Origin of the sequence: Halostella sp. PRR32 (genome assembly GCF_034808085.1) — an archaeon.
Taxonomy (GTDB): domain Archaea; phylum Halobacteriota; class Halobacteria; order Halobacteriales; family Natronoarchaeaceae; genus Halostella; species Halostella pelagica.
The window spans coordinates 457,347-474,173 of sequence record NZ_JAXHGL010000001.1 but is presented as its reverse complement, the minus strand read 5'-3'; the positions used below and the strand labels follow the sequence as shown (position 1 = coordinate 474,173).

The following is a 16,827-nucleotide window of genomic DNA, read 5'->3' as shown; positions in this document are numbered from 1 at the left end:
GCCGTCTGCACTGGCGTTGCGTTCTCCGCGACCGACCTTCGGCCCCCTCACCACAGATTGATTATCGGCAGGGCTGAGAACTGGAACATGTTCGACGAACCGCCGGCCGAAGACGACTCTGTGACCGTCGAACGGCGGTCGCCGGAGGACGTGTTCGGCCTGCTCGGGAACGGCGTGCGCATCGAAATACTCCGCGTGCTCGGCGAAACGCCCGAGAAACCGCTGTCGTTCTCGGAACTCCGGGAGCGGGCGGACATCGACGATAGCGGGAACTTCAACTACCACCTGGAGAAGCTACTCGGCTCTTTCGTCCGGAAAGACGGCGACTACGAACTCACGCACGCCGGCGAGCAGATAGTCGGTGCGATGCTCGCGGGAACCTACACCGCTGACGCGACTGTCGACGCGATCCCGCTGGACTGGGACTGCCTTCTGTGCGGCGGCGCGATGGTCGCCGAGTACTTCAGAGAGCACGCTCGCATTCACTGTCGAGCGTGCGAGAAGGGTGCCGTGTTCCCGTTTCCGCCAGGGAGTCTCGACCAGTTCGACCGCGACGAACTCCCGGCGGCGTTCGCGCGGTGGCTACGTCACCTCGTCCAACAGACCACCGCCGGGTTCTGTCACGTCTGTGCGGGCCGCGTGGACGGGAGGCTCGAACGGCTTCCCGGCGGTACTGAGTCCGACCCGAAGCCCACACAGATCACCTTCGAATGCCGGCAGTGCGGCGGGGGAATGCGGTTCTCCGGTTCGACCCTGGTGACCCATCATCCTGAGGTGGAGGGGTTCTTCTTGGACCACGGCCTCGACCTGCTCTCCGGGCACCCGTCCCGAGCGTGGAGTCGCCTCGACCGCTTCGACTCCCAGATCGTCGCGAACGACCCGCCGAGGGTGGAGATCATCTTCGCGCACGAGGGCGAAACCATCACCGCCGAAATCGCGCCGGACGCGACGGTTCGAAACGTGCAGCGTCACACCACCGACCGGTGAAGAGAGAACCGATAAACCGCCTTAGACCGGTTCGAACCTGACTCGCTTTGAACCGGGAAAGGACCGATAAAACGGTCCTCAGACCGGTTCAAAGCGATACCCGTCCCACTCCTGGCTCTCCGGCTCCCGGATGCCTGCATCGGGGTCGCGGACCTCGTCGACGTAGACGGGTTCGACCGTATCGCCGGTCTCTATCTCGTCCGTCGTCGCCCCGCCGAGCGCGCGGACGGAATCGTCGTCCAGTTCGAACTCGACGATAGCGAGCGTGTTGGGTTCGCGGACGCCCGGCGGCGTCGCGGTGCTTTTCGTCCACGTGACGACCTCCGCAGTTCGGTCGCTGAGGTCGACCGTCTCGACCTGTTTCTCGCCGCACTCCGGGCAGCGAGTGTGGCCCGGATACGTTACGTGGCCGTTCGGACAGCGGTGTGCGTTCAGGCTCATGCTTCCTCCAGAATAGTCGTGGTGACGCAGTTGCCGAACCCGCCGACGTTGCAGGCGAGACCCACGTCGGCCTCGACCTGCCGCGGTCCGGCGTTGCCGGTCATCTGCTTGTGTATCTCGTATATCTGTGCGACGCCGCTGGCACCGAGCGGATGGCCCTTCGACTTCAGCCCACCCGAGGTGTTGATCGGGAGTTCGCCGTTTTTCTCCGTTTTCCCCGCCTCGACCGCTGTCCACGCCTCGCCCGGTTCGGCGAAGCCGAGCCCCTCCATCTGGAGGAACTCCAGGATAGTGAACATGTCGTGGAGTTCCGCAACGTCGATATCCTCCGGGTCGCGGCCGGCCATCTCGTAAGCCTCTCGCCCGCTCTCGACGACGCCGCCCATCGTCGTCGGGTCGTCGCGTTCGTGGACGACGTGGGTGTCAGTCGCGCCCGCGACGCCGGTAATGACGGAGTAGTCGTCGGTGTACTCCGCCGCGACGGACTCGGGACAGAGCAAGAGAGCGGCGCTGCCGTCCGTGATCGGACAGAAGTCGTAGAGCCGGAGCGGGTCGGCGATGATCGGCGACTCCAGAACCGTCTCCAGGTCGACCTCCTTCCGGAACTGCGCGTGCGGATTGTCGAGGCCGTTCTCGTGGTTCTTGACGGCGACCTTGGCCAGAGATTCGCGCGGCGCGTCGTACTTCTCCAGGTAGTGTCGCGCGGTCATCCCGGCGAAACTCGGGAGCGTGACGCCGTGTTTGTACTCGACCGGGTGGGTCAGCGACGCGATGACGTCGGTCGCCTCCGCCGTTGTCTTGTGGGTCATCTTCTCCCCGCCGACGAGCATGGTGAGGTCGCTCGCGCCGCTTGCGACCGACTGCCAGGCGGCGTATGTTCCCGCGCCGCCGCTGGAACTCGTCTGGTCGACACGCTGGGTGTAGGCGGGCATCGCACCGAGGTCGTGAGCGAGGGCGTTCGGGACGCCAGTCATCCCCTCGAACTCCCCGCTCGCCATGTTCGACACGTACAGATGGTCGAGGTCGTCGCCCTCGACCCCCGCGTCGTCCAGACACGCTTCCCCCGCCTGCGCGAGCAACTCGCGGATCCAGGCGTCGCGTTGCCCGAACTGGGTCATCGACGCGCCGATTATCGCTACGCGTTCCATACACGAACGCTCACGGGGCAATGATTTATATGTCGGTGATGGGGCAGACGAGGATAGATCACATGGGAACTAAAACAAAGACGGCCGGGAGCGCGGCGCGAGCCACTCCGGCGAGCGCCGCGCAACTCGGGGAAGGGCAGGCTTGCGGGCAACGAATGTACGGCGGCTTCGCCGCCGTTTCGCCGCGCGAACGTAGTGAGAGCGGCCTTTTTGGCCGAGCTTTTTGCCGCGAGGGTGCCCACAGCGCGCCGGAGGCGCGCGAGGACACCCGAGTGGGAAAAAGCTCGTGGTCACAGATCCATCCCGCCGTTGACGTCGAGTACCTCGCCGGTGATATACGAGGAATCCTCGTCGGCGAGGAAACAGACCGTGGCGGCGATGTCCTCTATCTCGGCGAAGCGGCCAAGCGGGATCTCGGCGATGATCTTCTCCTGCACGTCGTCCGGAACGGTTTCTAACATATCGGTGCGCGTGAACCCGGGAGCGATGCAGTTCGCGGTGGAACCGCCGTTGGCGAGTTCCAGCGCCATGGTGCGCGTAAAGCCGAACAGGCCGCTTTTCGCGGTGGCGTAGTTCGCCTGTCCGAAGTTGCCCTGCTTGCCGACGATGCTAGAAATATTGATTAGTCTGCCCTCGTCGGCGTTCCAGATGTCGTCGTAGAACGCCTGCGTGCAGTTGAACGTCCCGCCGAGATTGACGTTCATCACCTGGTCCCACTCGTCGCGAGACATCTTGGTGAAGCGAGTGTCTTTGGTGATGCCGGCGTTGTTTACGAGCACGTCTAGGGGGCCGAACGCCTCGTGGACGGTCTCGCGCATCGCGTCGACTTCGTCGCGGTCCGTGACGTCCGCCTGTACGGCGATAGCGTCGCCGCCTGACTCCTTGATCGCGTCGACAGCCTCTACCGCGGACGCCTCGGACGAGCGGTAGTTGACGACGACGTTCGCACCCTCCTTGCCGAAATGTTCAGCGATACCGCGGCCGATTCCTCGCCCCGATCCAGTGATCAAACACGTGCGGTCGTCCATTGACATGGTTGGAAACGGTAGGGGTGGCCAGGTCGGTCGAATCGGTCCGAAACCGCTGGCCACGCCCGACTCTAGTTGCACAGTCAACCAGTCTACGTATAAGGATTCCCCCAACTGGGACGAAAAATGAGGCGAAACTACTGCCCGTCGGTCAGGGACTGCGCCTGATCGATCCAGTCTTCGAGATTGCTAACTGGCACGGCCGCGTCGGCAGCGACGTCCTCGACAGCCGCCGCAGCGAGGTCGGCGACGCTCTCGACGCCGGCCCCACGGAGTTCGTCGGCGTAGGACGGGCCGACGCCCTCGATGTCTTCGAGAGTCGACGACGACTCGACGTGTGTACCGTCCGATGCGATGTCCTCAGCCTCGGTTTCGTCTTTGTCGACGTCCTCCGTGAGGGCGGCGTCCGGTTCCTCGGGGTCGGTCGTCGCTTCGGCGCTTGTCTCTTCGCCGTCGACGACTTCCTCGACGGCCTCCTCGTCGACGTGCATCTCACCCGGTTCCGCGGGTTCGTCCTGAATGTCTTCCTCGCCGAGTTCCGTTATCTCTTCGTCTGAGCGCTCCTCGCCGGGGAGGTCCTCCTCGACCTGCGAGCGCTCCTCGAACCACTCGCAGACGTCGGGCCAGAGTTCGGCGTGCGAACTCGAAGAGACGGACATCCCGATGTGACCCGTCGGGAACTCCATCGTCGTGACGTCGTCGCTCGGGATGACGTCGTTGAACGGTTTGGAGGCCTGCGGCGGGATAAGGTGGTCGTACTCGGCGACTATCTGCAACACGGGCATCTCGATGTTGTCGATGTCGACGTGTTTCCCGTCCAGATAGAGTTCGTTTTCGTACAGCTTGTTCTGCTGGTACACGTCGCTCAGGAACTGGTTGTACGTCTCGCCCGCGACGTCGATACCGTCGCCGAGCCACTCCTCCATCCGGGCGAAGTTCTCGACGAAGTCCTCGTCCTCGATGTTCTCGTAGAGGCGGACGTACTTCGTGATACCGTTCGCTATCGGGTCCATCAGCGCGAATCCGACGTCTAGGAACTCCGCGGGGACGTTATCGAACGTTTCAGTCACCTTCTCCGGGTCGTAGTAGTCCTCGGCACCCCACAGTTCGAGGACGCCGCCGTCGCCTGCGAAACAGAGACCGGCGGCCATCAGCCCGAGGTTACGGACCTTCTCGGGGTGGAGCGCGGAGTACATGACGCTCATCGTACCGCCCATGCAGTAGCCGAGGATGTTGATGCTGTCTTGGCCGGAGCGGTCGCGAACCTCGTCGACGCAGTTGTCGATGTAGCGGTCCACGTAATCGTCGAGCGTGAGCGAGGCGTCCATCTTCGACGGCTCGCCCCAGTCGATTAGGTAGACGTCGTACCCGTTGTCCAAAAGCGTCTGGACGACCGACCTGTCGGGCTGGAGGTCGAGGATGTACGGCCGGTTGATCAGCGCGTACACGATGAGGATCGGAACGTCGTGTTGCTCCTCGGTCCTCGACTCGTAGTGGTACAGTTTGAGCTTGTTCTCCTCGTAGACGATCTCCTTCGGCGTCTGGCCGACGTCGACGTCGGAGAGCGTTTCGCCCGCTTCGGGCGCAGACCTCGCCTTCTCGACGACCTCGGTGGCGTTCTCCCAGGCTTTGCGCTGGAGATCGATCGCGTCGGCGTAGGGGTTCATCATTCGAGTTCCTCGATGATGCGGTCGAGTTTCTGCTCGACTGCGTGCTGGCGGCGTTCGAGTTCGACCAGTCGCTCGCCTATCTCGACGATATCGCCCTCGGTGGCGAAGCCGAGGTCGTGGAGCGTGGACTCGGCGGCCTCGTCGGCCTGCTGGCGGATGTCGAGCGCCTGTTGCACTGATTCGCCGGTCGCGGCGGCGAAGGCCGTCGTACTCATCGCTTCCTTGAACGCCTCGTTGGCGGTGTTGAGCCAGATGTCTCGGAACTCTTCGACCTCGACGTCCTCGCCCTGTGCGGAGTCGTTGACGCGGTCGACCATCTGCTGGGCGGCGTCCATCCAGGCTTCGTAGGCGCGGGCATAGCCTTTGACGCCCTCCGTCATCTCGTCGTCGTCGATGCTCGTTTCGAGCGTCTCGGTCCAGGATTCGACGAACTCGGCCTGCGCTTCGACGTTCTGCTCGAAGGCGTCCATGAACTGCTCGTTCATCTGCTCGACGAAGCTGTTCCAGTTCTGTGCGGCCGCATCGGGGGTGTATGAGTCTGTCATGTTGGAAAGAACGGGGTCGTCGGTGAAAAGGGTCGCTTCTAGTTCGCCGCGACGTCGAAGTCGTCGGCGACGCCCTCGACGTTGTTCTCGACCTCTTCGTGAGCGTCAAGGAAGGTGTCGAAGGTGGTGTCGACGGCTTCGGTGTAGTTGTCGGCGTACTCGTCGAACGCGGCGACGCTTTCGTCGACGATGTCGTCGAAGGAGTCCCAGGCGTCAGCCTGAACCTCGTCGGCGGATTCGAAACCGTCGTCGATCATCTGACGCAGGTCGTCGAACTGCGCGGCGTCTTCGGGCGCAGCGTCCTCGGGGACGGCGGCCTCGACGGCGTCGAGGTACGCGTGGGCGGCTTCCTGGCTCATCTGGTTGGTCTGGCTCTGGAGCGCCTGAACGGTGTCGAGGTTCTCGGCGAGCGTCTGGAACGCGGTCCGCTGTGCCTCGACGGCGTCGTGGGCGGCCTGCTGGGTCTGTTCGACGGCGGTGCGCTGGAATTCGAACGCGGTCTGGATGGGGTTGTTGTTACTCATTGGTATCACTTCGGTTGCGTTTAACGGGGACGACGACTGTCTGCACGATGTCGCCCTCCTGGATGTCGAGGGCTTCGCGCTCTGCATCGGGAATGCTGATCCGGCCGCCGCTCTGAACACGTGTCTTGAACGTCGCCGTTCCCATGCTCATCGGACCGAGATCGGCCGCTCCGGTGACTCCACCGGCGTTTGCCGAGAGGAACTGCTCGAACAGTTCCTGTTGGGATTCGGCGGCGTGTTCACTCGCTTGTTGCATCTGCCGTGCGAACGCGGCGGGCGACCAGGGCATTCCGTTGCGGTCGTCGTCGTCCTCCGTCATCGACAGTACGTACTACGCCATTCCACATAAGAGTTCCGCTGAATACCATCTGATACCATCCAATACCAATGGGCGCCATAGAACGTGGACTTACGTCGGAGAGGGCGTTAAGGCGCGTGTAGGATCCTTCGAGTCAGATTTCGGTTTGATTATCGTGCTGAACAGCCAAAGAAGTCTTAACAGTCAACCGCAAAGGGGGATTTGTCCATGAGCGATCATTCGCAGGAATTGACAACCCCGCTGTCGACGATGACGAACGCGTGGGCCCAGATGACGGGTTCGTTTTTCAAGAGTGCTGCGGCGGCTAACACTGCAGCCCTCACAGCGTTCGACGCTGACAGAAAGGTCGACGCCGACGAGACGAACCGGCGGCCAGCGTCCGTTTCGTCCGTCGAATATGACGAGGCCGATTGGGAGTCCGAGCGCTCCGTAGAGAACGCCGCGGACATCACGGTCGGCGACACGGTACGCTTCTCGAAGGAAGTCGACGACGACGACGTTCACGATTTCGCGCGTGCGAGCGGAGATACGAACCGACTCCACCTCGACGACGAGTTCGCCGAGACGACGCGGTTCGGCGGACGCATCGCACACGGGACCCTCGTGTCCGGACTCATCAGCGCTGCACTGGCACGTCTCCCCGGCCTGACGATCTATCTATCCCAGGACCTCGAGTTTACGGGGCCGGTGAACATCGGCGACCGGATAACCGCGACCGTCGAAATCATCGAGGACCTGGGAGACAACCAGTTCCGACTGTCGACGATCATCACCGACGAGAACCAGGAGAAAAAGGTCATCGAGGGCGAAGCCGTCGTCCTCATCGACGACTTGCCCGAAGACCGATAAGGCCGATTCTCCGCGGCCGGTCCGTCGCGGGAAGCGTCGAACCGAGATGATCAGTTATTTTAGGCTGGCCTAAAGAGTTCGTCGTAACTGATGAACGGCGACATCTGCGTTATCGTCCCGACTATCCGCGAGTACGAGTGTATGCGGGCGTACTTCGAGAACGCCCGGGACCACGGGTTCGATCTCGACCGGCTTCACGTGTTGCTCGTCACGGAGGACTTCTGTGACACGGCGGCGATGGAGGCGATGCTCGACGACGAAGGCGTTTCCGGCGAAGTGTTCGACGGGACCCGTCGCGACCAGTGGTACGAGTCCCGGGGCATCGCGGAGTATTCGCATCTCGTCCCCGCGGCGAGTCACGCGGAGACGAGTTTCGGACTGCTTTACATGTGGGCCCACGATTTCGACTACGGCTTTTTCATCGACGACGACACGCTCCCCCACGAGGACGACGATTTCTTCGGCCGCCACCTGACGAACCTGGCGTACGAAGGCGAGATAGAGTCGGTCGCCTCCGACGAGCGGTGGGTAAACGTCCTCTATCAGAACTTCGACGAACACGGTCTCTACCCCCGCGGCTACCCCTACTCCGCGATGGACGAGACGGTCGAAACTGACACCGCCGAGATAGCCCGCGGCGAGGTCGTCGCCTCGCAGGGCCTCTGGACGAACGTTCCCGACCTCGACGCGGTCCGCATTCTGATGGACGGCGACCTTCGGGGACAGGCCCAGACGCGCACGAGCGCGGAGGACTACGGAAGCGATTTCGTCGCGGCACGAGGGAACTACCTCACGGTCTGCTCGATGAACCTCGCCTTCCGCCGGGAAGTCGTCCCCGCGTTCTACCAGTGTCCGATGGACGAGAATCCCTGGAACGTTGGACGCTTCGACGACATCTGGAGCGGCGTCTTCCTCAAGCGCGCCTGCGACGCTCTCGGCAAGCGGATCTACAACGGCGCACCGCTTTGCGAACACAACAAGGCACCGCGCAGTACGTTCGACGACCTGAACAACGAGGTGCCCGGCCTCGAACTGAACGAACACCTCTGGACGGTCGTCGACGAGGTTGGCGACGACGCCGAGTCGTACGCCGACGCCTTCGACGCGATGGCGACCGCGCTCGCCGAGGGCGACTGGGACGAGTACGAGAACGGCGAGTTCTTCACCCACGTCGGCGAGTACATGCGCGATTGGCTTGACTGCCTGAACGCCCTCGATCCGCTGGACGCACAGGCCCCGGCTCCGGCCACCGCCGACGACTGAGGATCGGTAGGTATATATGATTTAGGCCGGCCTAAATCTATGTATGAACGGACACGACGGAGCCGACGGTCGAACGGCGAACCGACGCCGGTTCCTCGCCGGCACCGGGGCCGCAGGGATGGCGTCTCTCGCCGGGTGTAGCGCCGCTCTCGATCTTCTCTCGGGTGACGAGGACAGTGGCGGCGACGACGAACCTGGACTGATCGGATCCGGGCGCGAGGGACGGGACGCGCCGGGCGGTACGCCGATGAGCGAGATGCCCGACCTGAGCGGGACGCTGACGCTATACTCCGGCCGCGGAGAGCCGCTCGTCGGAGAACTCATCTCCTACATCGTCGATACGTACGACGACTTCGAGATCGAACCTCGTTACAACAGTTCGACGGACCTGGTGAACCAGATCCGCCAAGAGGGTGAGGCGAGCCCCGCCGACGTCTTCTTCTCGGTCAACGCCGGTGCTCTGGGACTTCTCGCCGACGAGAACCTTGCCGCGACGCTCCCCGACGACGTGGCCGGGAAAGTCGACAGCGTGTACCGCGACGACGACGACCAGTGGGTCGGTACATCCGGTCGCGCACGGACGATCCCGTACAATACGAACCAGTTCTCAGAGAGCGACATCCCGGACGACATCTTCGCGTTTCCGGACGCCGACCAGTTCCAGGACTCGATGGGTTGGGCCCCCTCTTACGGGTCGTTTCAGGCGTTCGTCACGGCAATGCGGATCCTCAACGGCGAGGACGAAGCGAGGTCCTGGCTAGAGGGGATGATCGACCAGGGTGTCGAACCGTACTCCGACGAGTTCACCGTCGCGCGCCGCATCGCCGACGGCGAACTCGGCGCGGGGTTCACGAACCACTACTACATCCAGCGCGTGGTCGACAACCGCGACGATCCGCCGATAGCGACGGCCTTCACCGAGGGCGATGCCGGCACCATCTTCAACGTTGCGGGCGCGGCGGTCGTCAGCGCCACCGACCAGTCAGATCTCGCTGCGAACTTCATCCGACACCTCCTGTCGGCCGAAGCCCAGGAGTACTTCGCCGTTCGGACGTTCGAATACCCGCTGATCGCCGAGGTTGAACCCGTCGGGGAACTCCCGACTATCGACAAGTTGAACCCGCCGGAGTTAGACCTGACACGACTATCAGAGATCGGTCCCACCCTCGACCTGATGCGCGAGGCCGGGATCGACGTGTAACGTCATCATGGAAACGGACAACGGCACGACCACGACCGACGATCCGACCGACTCCGGGCGTTCGGCGTCCTCGCGACCGGTCGGACTGACACTGCTTTCCGGTGCGATCGCCGCGGCCACCGTGCTCCCGCTGTACTGGTTGTTCGACACCGCGTTCCGGGCCTCGAAGCCGGTCCAGTTGGCTGACCCCACGACCTGGCTCGGGGTTCTGGACCCGCTCTCGCTGTTGCTCGAACCAGCGTCGATACGGGTTCTGAGAAATAGCGTCGTCCTCGTGGTCTGTGTGACGGCCGCGTCCATCCTCATCTCCGTCCCCTTAGCGTATCTTACCGTTCGGACGGACCTCCCGTTCCGACGGTTTTTCACTATCGCCGTCATGTTGCCGCTGGTCATTCCGAGTTACATCGGCGCGTTCGCCTTCGTCTCGGTGTTTTCGCCGAAGGGACAAGTGCAGTCGCTTCTCGCCCCCCTCGGTGTGGAGGAGCTTCCCGGGATCTACGGTCTGGAGGGTACGGTGCTCGTGCTGACGCTGTACACCTACCCATACGTGTACATCACGTCCCGCGCGGCGCTGAAGACGCTCGACACGAGTCTCGTCGACGCCGCACGGACCCTCCGACACAGTCGGTGGGAGGCGTTCAAGCGCGTCGTCGTCCCCCAGATCCGGCCCGCTGTCGCCGCCGGGTCGCTACTCACCGCGCTGTACACGCTGTCCGATTTCGGCACGCCGCAGATCATGCGGTACCACGTGTTCACACGTATCATCTACACCCGCTGGGCGGACAGCGCCGAGTTCGTGTCCGTGCTGTCGCTCCAGTTGCTCGCAGTGACTGTACTCATCCTCGCCGTCGAATCCAGAGTTCGCGGCGACGATACGCTTCACAGCAGTCGGGGCGGGCAGGCCGCCAGCCGAGTGAGACTCGGCCGGTGGCGGTGGCCCGTCCTCGCCTTTCCGCTTGCCGTCGTCGGACTCGCACTGGTTGTTCCTATCGGGACGCTCGGCATGTGGCTGCTCCGCGGCAGTGCCACGGGGAGCGGCGTTCCCTTCGAATTGGAGTACGTCGCTAACTCCATCGACGTGTCGCTCGCCGCCGCGCTGATCGCGACGCTCGCCGGCATTCCAGTCGCGTACCTGTCGGCGCGATACGACACCCGACTCGGCGACCTGTTCGAACGCGTGACCTACGTCGGTTACGCGGTGCCGGGCGTCGTGATGGGGCTCGCACTCGTCTTCCTCGGTATCAACCTCTTTCCGGACCTGTATCTCACGCTCCCGCTTCTCATCTTCGCGTACGTCGTTCGCTTCCTGCCCCAGTCCGTCGGATCGACCCGGGCCTCGTTCCTGCAGGTCAATCCCGCACTTCCGGAGGCGGCCCGGACGCTCGGACGGAGTTCCGTCGGCGCGTTCCGCGCGGTGACGCTCCCGCTCGCCGCGCCCGGACTGCTCGGCGGCGCGGCGCTGGTCTTTCTCACGACGATGAAGGAGTTACCGGCAACACTGATGCTGCAACCACACGGTTACAAAACCCTCGTCACCTACATCTGGCAGATGCAAGAAGACGGCTACTACGGCGACGCCGCGGTCCCCGCGCTCGTGCTCGTCGCCATCTCGGCGCTCTCTATCTTCGTGATAATCTCACAGGAGGGGTACGATGTCAAATAGCACGTTCACGCAGGGGTCGTCCGAAACTGAGGGGACGAGTCAACCGGATTCGACGGCGGAGACGGTTCTCGAACTCGACGGCGTCTGCAAGACTTACGGCGACGAACGGGTGATAGACGACCTGTCGCTGTCGGTCACCGACGGTGAGATACTGACGCTCCTGGGTCCGTCGGGATGTGGCAAGACGACGACTCTCCGCCTCATCGCCGGGCTCGAACGGCCGGGCAGCGGCGAAGTTCTCCTCGACGGTGCACCAGTGGCAGGCAACGGCGACTTCGTCGCGCCCGAACAGCGAGGCGTCGGCGTCGTGTTCCAGGAGTTCGCGCTGTTTCCCCACATGACCGCCGAAGAGAACATCGCCTTCGGCCTGAAGGACGCCCCGGAGAGCGAACGCGAGGACCGCGTCGACGAGATGCTCGACCTCGTCGGCCTCGACGCCCACCGCGACAGCCACCCCGACGAACTCTCCGGCGGCCAGCAACAGCGCGTCGCGCTCGCCCGGTCGCTCGCCCCCGAACCCGAGATGCTCCTGCTCGACGAACCGTTCTCGAACCTCGACGTCGACCTCCGCGTCGAGATGCGCGAGGAGGTCCGGCGGATCCTGAAAGACGCCGGCGTCACGGCCATCTCCGTCACGCACGACCAGGAGGAGGCGCTCTCGATAAGCGACCGCGTCGCGGTGATGAACGACGGGCGGATCGAGCAGATCGACCGCCCCGAACAGGTGTTCCAACACCCCGAATCCCGCTTCGTCGCCGGGTTCCTCGGTCACGCGAGTTTCCTCTCCGGATTCGTCACCGGCGACGAGGTAGAGACGGGACTCGGGACGCTCTCTCGCGACCGCATCCACGGCCTCGCCGAGGAGTACGACGGGACGAAGCTAGACGTTCTCGCCCGACCCGACGACCTCACGGCGTCACCCGCGCCCGACGACCAGTCCGACGGCGAGGTTGTCCACCGCAGATATCTGGGACCGACGGTACTGTACCGCGTCGAACTGGACAACGGCGACGTGTTAGAGTGCATGCACGACCACACCGACCAGGTCGCCGTCGGTACGCGGGTGGCGGTCGAACTCGATGCAAACCACGACCTGGCCTGGTTCCCGGCCTCACAACGCTGATGTCGCCCGCGAGCGGCTTCCGTGACCACGTCACCCCGGCGCGGGTCGCGGCGCTGCTCGCGGTGCTAACCGGTGCTGTCGTGTTCCTCGTCGCGAACGATCTGTTCCCGTATCACTCAAACAACCACGACGAGGGTGTCTATCTTCAGCAGGCCGAGATGCTACTGAACGGGCAGTTGTCTCTCTCTCCGGCAGTCCCGGACGCGGTTCGCCCGTGGTTTTTCGTGGACGACGGCGGACGGCTCTATCCCAAGTACACCCCCGTCCCCGCCGCCATGTTCGCGACGGCGAAGGCGCTGACCGGCGAGTTCCGCGTCGCCCTCGCCGTCGTCGCCGCCGGAAACGCCGTACTTGCCTACAGTCTCACCGCCGAGGCGTACGACCGACGGACTGGCGTCGTCGCGGTCCTCGCCCTCCTCGGAGCCCCGCTGTTTCTGCTGACTTCGTCCGTGTTCCTCCCGTACGCCCCGACGGCGCTCCTAAACTGGACGTTCGCGCTGGCGTACGTCCGCGCGGTGCGGGAACGGAGCGCTAGATACGCCGCGTTGGCGGGCGTCGCGGTCGGCCTGGCGTTTTTCGCCCGGCCGTACACCGCGGTGCTTTTCGCCGCGCCGTTTATCGCCCACGCGTTCCTGACGCTGTACCGGGCCGGGACCCGCGACGAGTGGGATATCCGCGAGTGGGTTCGGCTCGACGCAGTGATCGCGGCCGGTGGACTCGCGTTTGTCGGACTGTCGCTTTCCTACAACGCCGCGATGACGGGGTCAGCGCTCCTGTTCCCGTACGAGGCGTTTGCCCCGCTCGACGGTCTCGGCTTCGGCCACCGGAAGATACTGAGCCACGATCTCCGGTACACGCCGGCGGTTGCGCTCCGTGCGAACGCCTGGGTGCTGTGGTACTTCGCGACGCGGTGGGCGGTCGCCGGACCGATAGGAACGCTCCTGGCGGCGGCTGGCGTCGCGCGCCTCCTCACTTCGCTCCGGCACAGTCGGCGGTCCCGACGGGAGACCAGCGGCGGCACTCCCGACACCCCGCTGTCTGACCTCGAACTTCGGACCGTTCTCGCGGGGCTGTTCGTCACCGTCGTCGCGGGCAACGTGCTCTTCTGGGGCAACTACAACGTCCTCGCGACGTTCGACGACCCGACTGACGGCCTGATCTCTCATTTCGGACCGTTCTATCACTTCGACCTGCTCCTCCCACTGTCCGCGTTCGCCGCCAGCGCTGCCGTAGGCGGGTGGCGACGACTCCGCTCCGCGGCCGCGAACCGCTTTCCGACGCGATACGCGAAACTATCGCTCCTGCTGGTCCTCGTCGTCACCCTTCCCGCCGTCGGCGTCGCGGAGCGCTCCGTCATCGACGGCCCCGTCGAGCGAAACGCGGCCCACACCGAGAAGTACGAGCGGGCGTACGCGCCGGTCGAGAACGCCGAGTTCGAGAACGCGCTGGTGTTCGTCCCCACACCGTACGGGGACTGGCTCAACCATCCATTCCAGTCGATCCGAAACGACCCCGATTTCGGCGGGGAGGCCGTGTACGCCCTCGACAGGTCCGCAAGCGGGGACTTCGCGGTAGTCGACGCCTACTCGAACCGCACGCTCTACCGCTACGCGTATCAGGGCGAGTGGACTCCGGACCCGTCTGAGCAGGTCGATCCGAAACTCGAACGCCTTCGAGTCCGCGAAGCGGCGGCGTTCGACGGGGTGACGCGGGTCGGCGTCATCCGCGCGGTCGAATCGGTGACGGTCCGAGTCGAATCCGATGGAACGGTACACGAGTACGCCGTCGACCGGGAACGACTCGGCGACGAACTCGCGGTCGAGTGGGAGCTGACGCCCCGCGGCGTTCGCGCGACCGGTGACAATCTGACCCGGGTCGTCGGCGACGGCGAGTTCGTCCCGGTCGACGGCAGCGAGAACGTCGCGGTGACAGTGACGATGATCCAGCGGGGCGGGGCGTCCATCACCTACCGCGAGGACGTTTCAGTCCGGACGGGCGACGAAACGGTCGAGGTGATCTGGCCGCCCGAACGGTCTGTGTGCAATCTGGTCATGGACTGCGGATCGGAGGGCACCTACCTCCCGGACCGGCCGGAGACGCGCGTCGACGGCGCGAGTATCAACAGTACGCTCCGGACGAAGGAGGCGGAGGCTGTCGGCGGTCGGTGAACTGGCCTGCCGACCGCGCCGGCAACCCGTCCGACGGCTCATACTGTCGGCTGTAACTTCGGAAAGATAATCGGACCCCCGGGAGTCCGATATTCTTCAAGGGATTACAGCCGACAGTATCAGTTCGAACCGCTCACCCGTCCGCGGGGTCGTACACCCAGATCATGTTGTTGTCGTGGAATCCGGTGTCCTCCCCGATGATGACGCGACCGTCGGGCATCACGACGACGTTATCCGGATTCGCGATAGTGTTCTCGGGGTCCTGGTCGGGCGAGAGCGATAGCTCGCCGAAGCCGAACGCGCCCTCTTCGTCCTGTTGAGGGTTGTACCCGCAGTCCTGGCAGACGGACTCGTTCGAATTCGGGTCGGCGTCGTACGGACAGCCGCCGCAGATGTTGGCGTCCGGACCGCCGGTGACAACTGGTTCCATTCGGTCGACATCGTAGTTCTGTCGTAGCTGCATCCGATAGACGGCTCCGTACTCGTTGCCGCGGAGCTGGATATCTCCCTCGTCGTCCGCCATCGTCTCGCTGACGGCGGACATCGCGACGTACATGTAGTCGCCCGGTTCGGCGTCGGGACGGATGTTGATCCCCTCCATCTTCCGGAACTCGCTCGTGGCACCGGCCACCTCGGCCGCTTTCCGCGATTCGAGGAACGCGACGCGGTCGTCGTCGGCGTTTCCGTTCGCCCAGGCCGTTACCTCGGCGTCGGTGATGTAGCTCGTCTCGCCGTCCGCGTAGTCGGCCTGCGAGATGCCGTCGTATTCGGCCACCCACTCCGCTATCTCGTCGTCCGACGCGTGGCCGAGTTCGACCCACTCCAGGTCGAAGCCGACATCAGCCGGGTCGCCACGACCGTCCTGAGACGCACTGGCGGCGTACAGCGTTCCCGACGAGAGGTCCTGCGCCTCGTCGGCGACGAACTTGTAGAGGTGTTTCCCGGTGCCGTCGGAGCTTGTGTACACGGTTCGTTCGTCGGGCATGACGACGGCGTTTTCGTGGGCGGATCGGCCGATGGCGAACCGCTTTTCGGGCGTCGGGTCCTCGGACTCAGGCTCCGTTATCTCGACGATATACCCGTATCTGTACGGGTTCGGATAGTGGCCGAGATACCGTTCCAGGTTCTCGACGCCGTCGACGTAGTCCCATTCGGGGTCGTTCCAGTGTGCTGTGCTCGTGTGGGCGTAGTTCTCCTCGGAGGTGAGCGGCGTTTCCCACGGCGAAACGGTCCCGAAGCAGTTCACCCACGTCCCCTCCACGTCGCGGAAATCGACGTTCATGGCGTCGACGACGGTCCAGCGGCCACCCTCGCGCCGAACGTGCATCCTGCTGACGGCCCCCGGACGAGTCTCCCAGTTGGTGAACAGATACCCTTCGTCACCGGCGTCGTTCGCGGGGATGAACCCGTTGAAATCCGGCGTGTCGGCGTCGGTCAGCGGTTCACCATCGGGTGTCGTGGGAACGCCGAGGCGTTCGCCGTCGCCGATGTCGTCGCCGCCGTTGCGGAGCACGGAGTGAGTGCCGGCCGCGGTTCTGACCATCTCCGCCGAGGAGTCGGACGTCGGCGTCTGCACGCTGCCGAAATCACGCGGCAGGTCGTGGAGAGAGGTGTCCTGAACGACGCCGACGCCCCCGTGTCGGTAGCCCCACCACATGTTGTCGTCGTCCGGGTGTTGCACGTTGAAAAACAGCGTTCCGTCGTCGGTGAGAAAGAGGCCAGTGATCTCAGCACCGCTTGCCGTGGTTGCGAACCGGTTCAGCGTGGGGTCAGTGTCGACCCCTGCAGTGCTGTCACTCCGCGCGCTCGTCACGCCCCATGGTGTACCGAGGACGCCGAGAACCTTCAGTACCTCCCGCCGGCCGAGTTGTAGGTCTCTGGACATCGACATCTCGGGA

Annotated in this window: 15 protein-coding genes; 7 read left to right on the top strand and 8 right to left on the bottom strand. The window is 64.1% G+C overall.

Annotated elements, in window-relative coordinates:
• Nucleotides 1-87: 87 nt before the first annotated feature.
• Nucleotides 88-987, top strand: a complete 900-nt coding sequence (locus tag SM753_RS02555) for a helix-turn-helix domain-containing protein (RefSeq protein ID WP_323190414.1) — start codon at nt 88-90, stop codon at nt 985-987.
• Between the two features lie 78 nt (nt 988-1,065).
• On the opposite strand, the gene SM753_RS02550 is transcribed toward SM753_RS02555, so the two are convergent.
• The 7 genes from SM753_RS02550 to SM753_RS02520 form a co-directional block, all read right to left on the bottom strand.
• Nucleotides 1,066-1,428: a Zn-ribbon domain-containing OB-fold protein gene (locus tag SM753_RS02550; RefSeq protein ID WP_135534525.1), complete on the bottom strand. Its 363-nt coding sequence runs from the start codon at nt 1,426-1,428 to the stop codon at nt 1,066-1,068.
• Nucleotides 1,425-2,576, bottom strand: coding sequence for a thiolase family protein (locus SM753_RS02545; protein ID WP_323190413.1), 1,152 nt, complete (start codon nt 2,574-2,576; stop codon nt 1,425-1,427). Before SM753_RS02545 ends, SM753_RS02550 begins: the two co-directional genes overlap by 4 nt.
• A 290-nt stretch (nt 2,577-2,866) precedes the next feature.
• Nucleotides 2,867-3,610, bottom strand: coding sequence for a 3-oxoacyl-[acyl-carrier-protein] reductase (gene fabG, locus SM753_RS02540; RefSeq protein WP_323190412.1), 744 nt, complete (start codon nt 3,608-3,610; stop codon nt 2,867-2,869).
• A 131-nt stretch (nt 3,611-3,741) separates the two neighbouring features.
• Nucleotides 3,742-5,274: a class III poly(R)-hydroxyalkanoic acid synthase subunit PhaC gene (phaC, locus tag SM753_RS02535; RefSeq protein WP_323190411.1), complete on the bottom strand. Its 1,533-nt coding sequence runs from the start codon at nt 5,272-5,274 to the stop codon at nt 3,742-3,744.
• Nucleotides 5,271-5,819 (bottom strand): poly(R)-hydroxyalkanoic acid synthase subunit, encoded by a 549-nt coding sequence (locus tag SM753_RS02530; RefSeq protein ID WP_135534521.1) that lies wholly within the window; start codon nt 5,817-5,819, stop codon nt 5,271-5,273. Before SM753_RS02530 ends, phaC begins: the two co-directional genes overlap by 4 nt.
• A 38-nt stretch (nt 5,820-5,857) precedes the next feature.
• A complete protein-coding gene (locus tag SM753_RS02525; RefSeq protein WP_323190410.1) occupies nt 5,858-6,343 on the bottom strand; it encodes a hypothetical protein in 486 nt (161 codons plus the stop codon).
• A complete protein-coding gene (locus tag SM753_RS02520; RefSeq protein WP_135534519.1) occupies nt 6,336-6,662 on the bottom strand; it encodes an AbrB/MazE/SpoVT family DNA-binding domain-containing protein in 327 nt (108 codons plus the stop codon). The genes SM753_RS02525 and SM753_RS02520 overlap by 8 nt, the downstream gene beginning before the upstream one ends.
• A gap of 207 nt (nt 6,663-6,869) precedes the next feature.
• Between SM753_RS02520 and SM753_RS02515 the strand changes: the two genes are divergently transcribed.
• From SM753_RS02515 to SM753_RS02490, 6 genes are all read left to right on the top strand, one after another.
• Nucleotides 6,870-7,511: a MaoC family dehydratase gene (locus tag SM753_RS02515; protein ID WP_323190409.1), complete on the top strand. Its 642-nt coding sequence runs from the start codon at nt 6,870-6,872 to the stop codon at nt 7,509-7,511.
• 90 nt (nt 7,512-7,601) lie between these two features.
• Nucleotides 7,602-8,774 (top strand): alpha-1 4-glucan-protein synthase, encoded by a 1,173-nt coding sequence (locus tag SM753_RS02510; RefSeq protein ID WP_323190408.1) that lies wholly within the window; start codon nt 7,602-7,604, stop codon nt 8,772-8,774.
• A 43-nt stretch (nt 8,775-8,817) separates the two neighbouring features.
• Nucleotides 8,818-9,975 carry an extracellular solute-binding protein gene (locus SM753_RS02505; protein WP_323190407.1) on the top strand — a complete coding sequence of 386 codons (1,158 nt, stop codon included), beginning with the start codon at nt 8,818-8,820 and terminating at the stop codon, nt 9,973-9,975.
• A gap of 7 nt (nt 9,976-9,982) precedes the next feature.
• Nucleotides 9,983-11,638 (top strand): iron ABC transporter permease, encoded by a 1,656-nt coding sequence (locus SM753_RS02500; protein ID WP_323190406.1) that lies wholly within the window; start codon nt 9,983-9,985, stop codon nt 11,636-11,638.
• Nucleotides 11,628-12,761 carry an ABC transporter ATP-binding protein gene (locus SM753_RS02495; protein ID WP_323190405.1) on the top strand — a complete coding sequence of 378 codons (1,134 nt, stop codon included), beginning with the start codon at nt 11,628-11,630 and terminating at the stop codon, nt 12,759-12,761. The genes SM753_RS02500 and SM753_RS02495 overlap by 11 nt, the downstream gene beginning before the upstream one ends.
• The gene (locus SM753_RS02490; RefSeq protein WP_323190404.1) at nt 12,761-14,929 is read left to right on the top strand and encodes a glycosyltransferase family 39 protein; all 2,169 of its coding nucleotides are present in this window, start codon (nt 12,761-12,763) and stop codon (nt 14,927-14,929) included. Before SM753_RS02495 ends, SM753_RS02490 begins: the two co-directional genes overlap by 1 nt.
• 133 nt (nt 14,930-15,062) lie before the next feature.
• Here the strand turns inward: SM753_RS02490 and SM753_RS02485 are convergent, their stop codons facing one another.
• Nucleotides 15,063-16,814, bottom strand: coding sequence for an alkaline phosphatase PhoX (locus tag SM753_RS02485; RefSeq protein WP_323190403.1), 1,752 nt, complete (start codon nt 16,812-16,814; stop codon nt 15,063-15,065).
• Nucleotides 16,815-16,827 lie beyond the last annotated feature (13 nt).

Bases quoted from the DNA above. Each gene is read 5' to 3' on its own strand.
- SM753_RS02515 (WP_323190409.1), top strand. From the start codon at position 6,870: ATGAGCGATCATTCGCAGGAATTGACAACCCCGCTGTCGACGATGACG.
- SM753_RS02505 (WP_323190407.1), top strand. From the start codon at position 8,818: ATGAACGGACACGACGGAGCCGACGGTCGAACGGCGAACCGACGCCGG.
- SM753_RS02525 (WP_323190410.1), bottom strand. From the start codon at position 6,343: ATGAGTAACAACAACCCCATCCAGACCGCGTTCGAATTCCAGCGCACC.
- SM753_RS02510 (WP_323190408.1), top strand. From the start codon at position 7,602: ATGAACGGCGACATCTGCGTTATCGTCCCGACTATCCGCGAGTACGAG.
- fabG (WP_323190412.1), bottom strand. From the start codon at position 3,610: ATGTCAATGGACGACCGCACGTGTTTGATCACTGGATCGGGGCGAGGA.
- SM753_RS02555 (WP_323190414.1), top strand. From the start codon at position 88: ATGTTCGACGAACCGCCGGCCGAAGACGACTCTGTGACCGTCGAACGG.
- SM753_RS02545 (WP_323190413.1), bottom strand. From the start codon at position 2,576: ATGGAACGCGTAGCGATAATCGGCGCGTCGATGACCCAGTTCGGGCAA.
- SM753_RS02490 (WP_323190404.1), top strand. From the start codon at position 12,761: ATGTCGCCCGCGAGCGGCTTCCGTGACCACGTCACCCCGGCGCGGGTC.
- SM753_RS02500 (WP_323190406.1), top strand. From the start codon at position 9,983: ATGGAAACGGACAACGGCACGACCACGACCGACGATCCGACCGACTCC.
- SM753_RS02520 (WP_135534519.1), bottom strand. From the start codon at position 6,662: ATGACGGAGGACGACGACGACCGCAACGGAATGCCCTGGTCGCCCGCC.
- SM753_RS02485 (WP_323190403.1), bottom strand. From the start codon at position 16,814: ATGTCCAGAGACCTACAACTCGGCCGGCGGGAGGTACTGAAGGTTCTC.
- SM753_RS02495 (WP_323190405.1), top strand. From the start codon at position 11,628: ATGTCAAATAGCACGTTCACGCAGGGGTCGTCCGAAACTGAGGGGACG.
- phaC (WP_323190411.1), bottom strand. From the start codon at position 5,274: ATGATGAACCCCTACGCCGACGCGATCGATCTCCAGCGCAAAGCCTGG.
- SM753_RS02550 (WP_135534525.1), bottom strand. From the start codon at position 1,428: ATGAGCCTGAACGCACACCGCTGTCCGAACGGCCACGTAACGTATCCG.
- SM753_RS02530 (WP_135534521.1), bottom strand. From the start codon at position 5,819: ATGACAGACTCATACACCCCCGATGCGGCCGCACAGAACTGGAACAGC.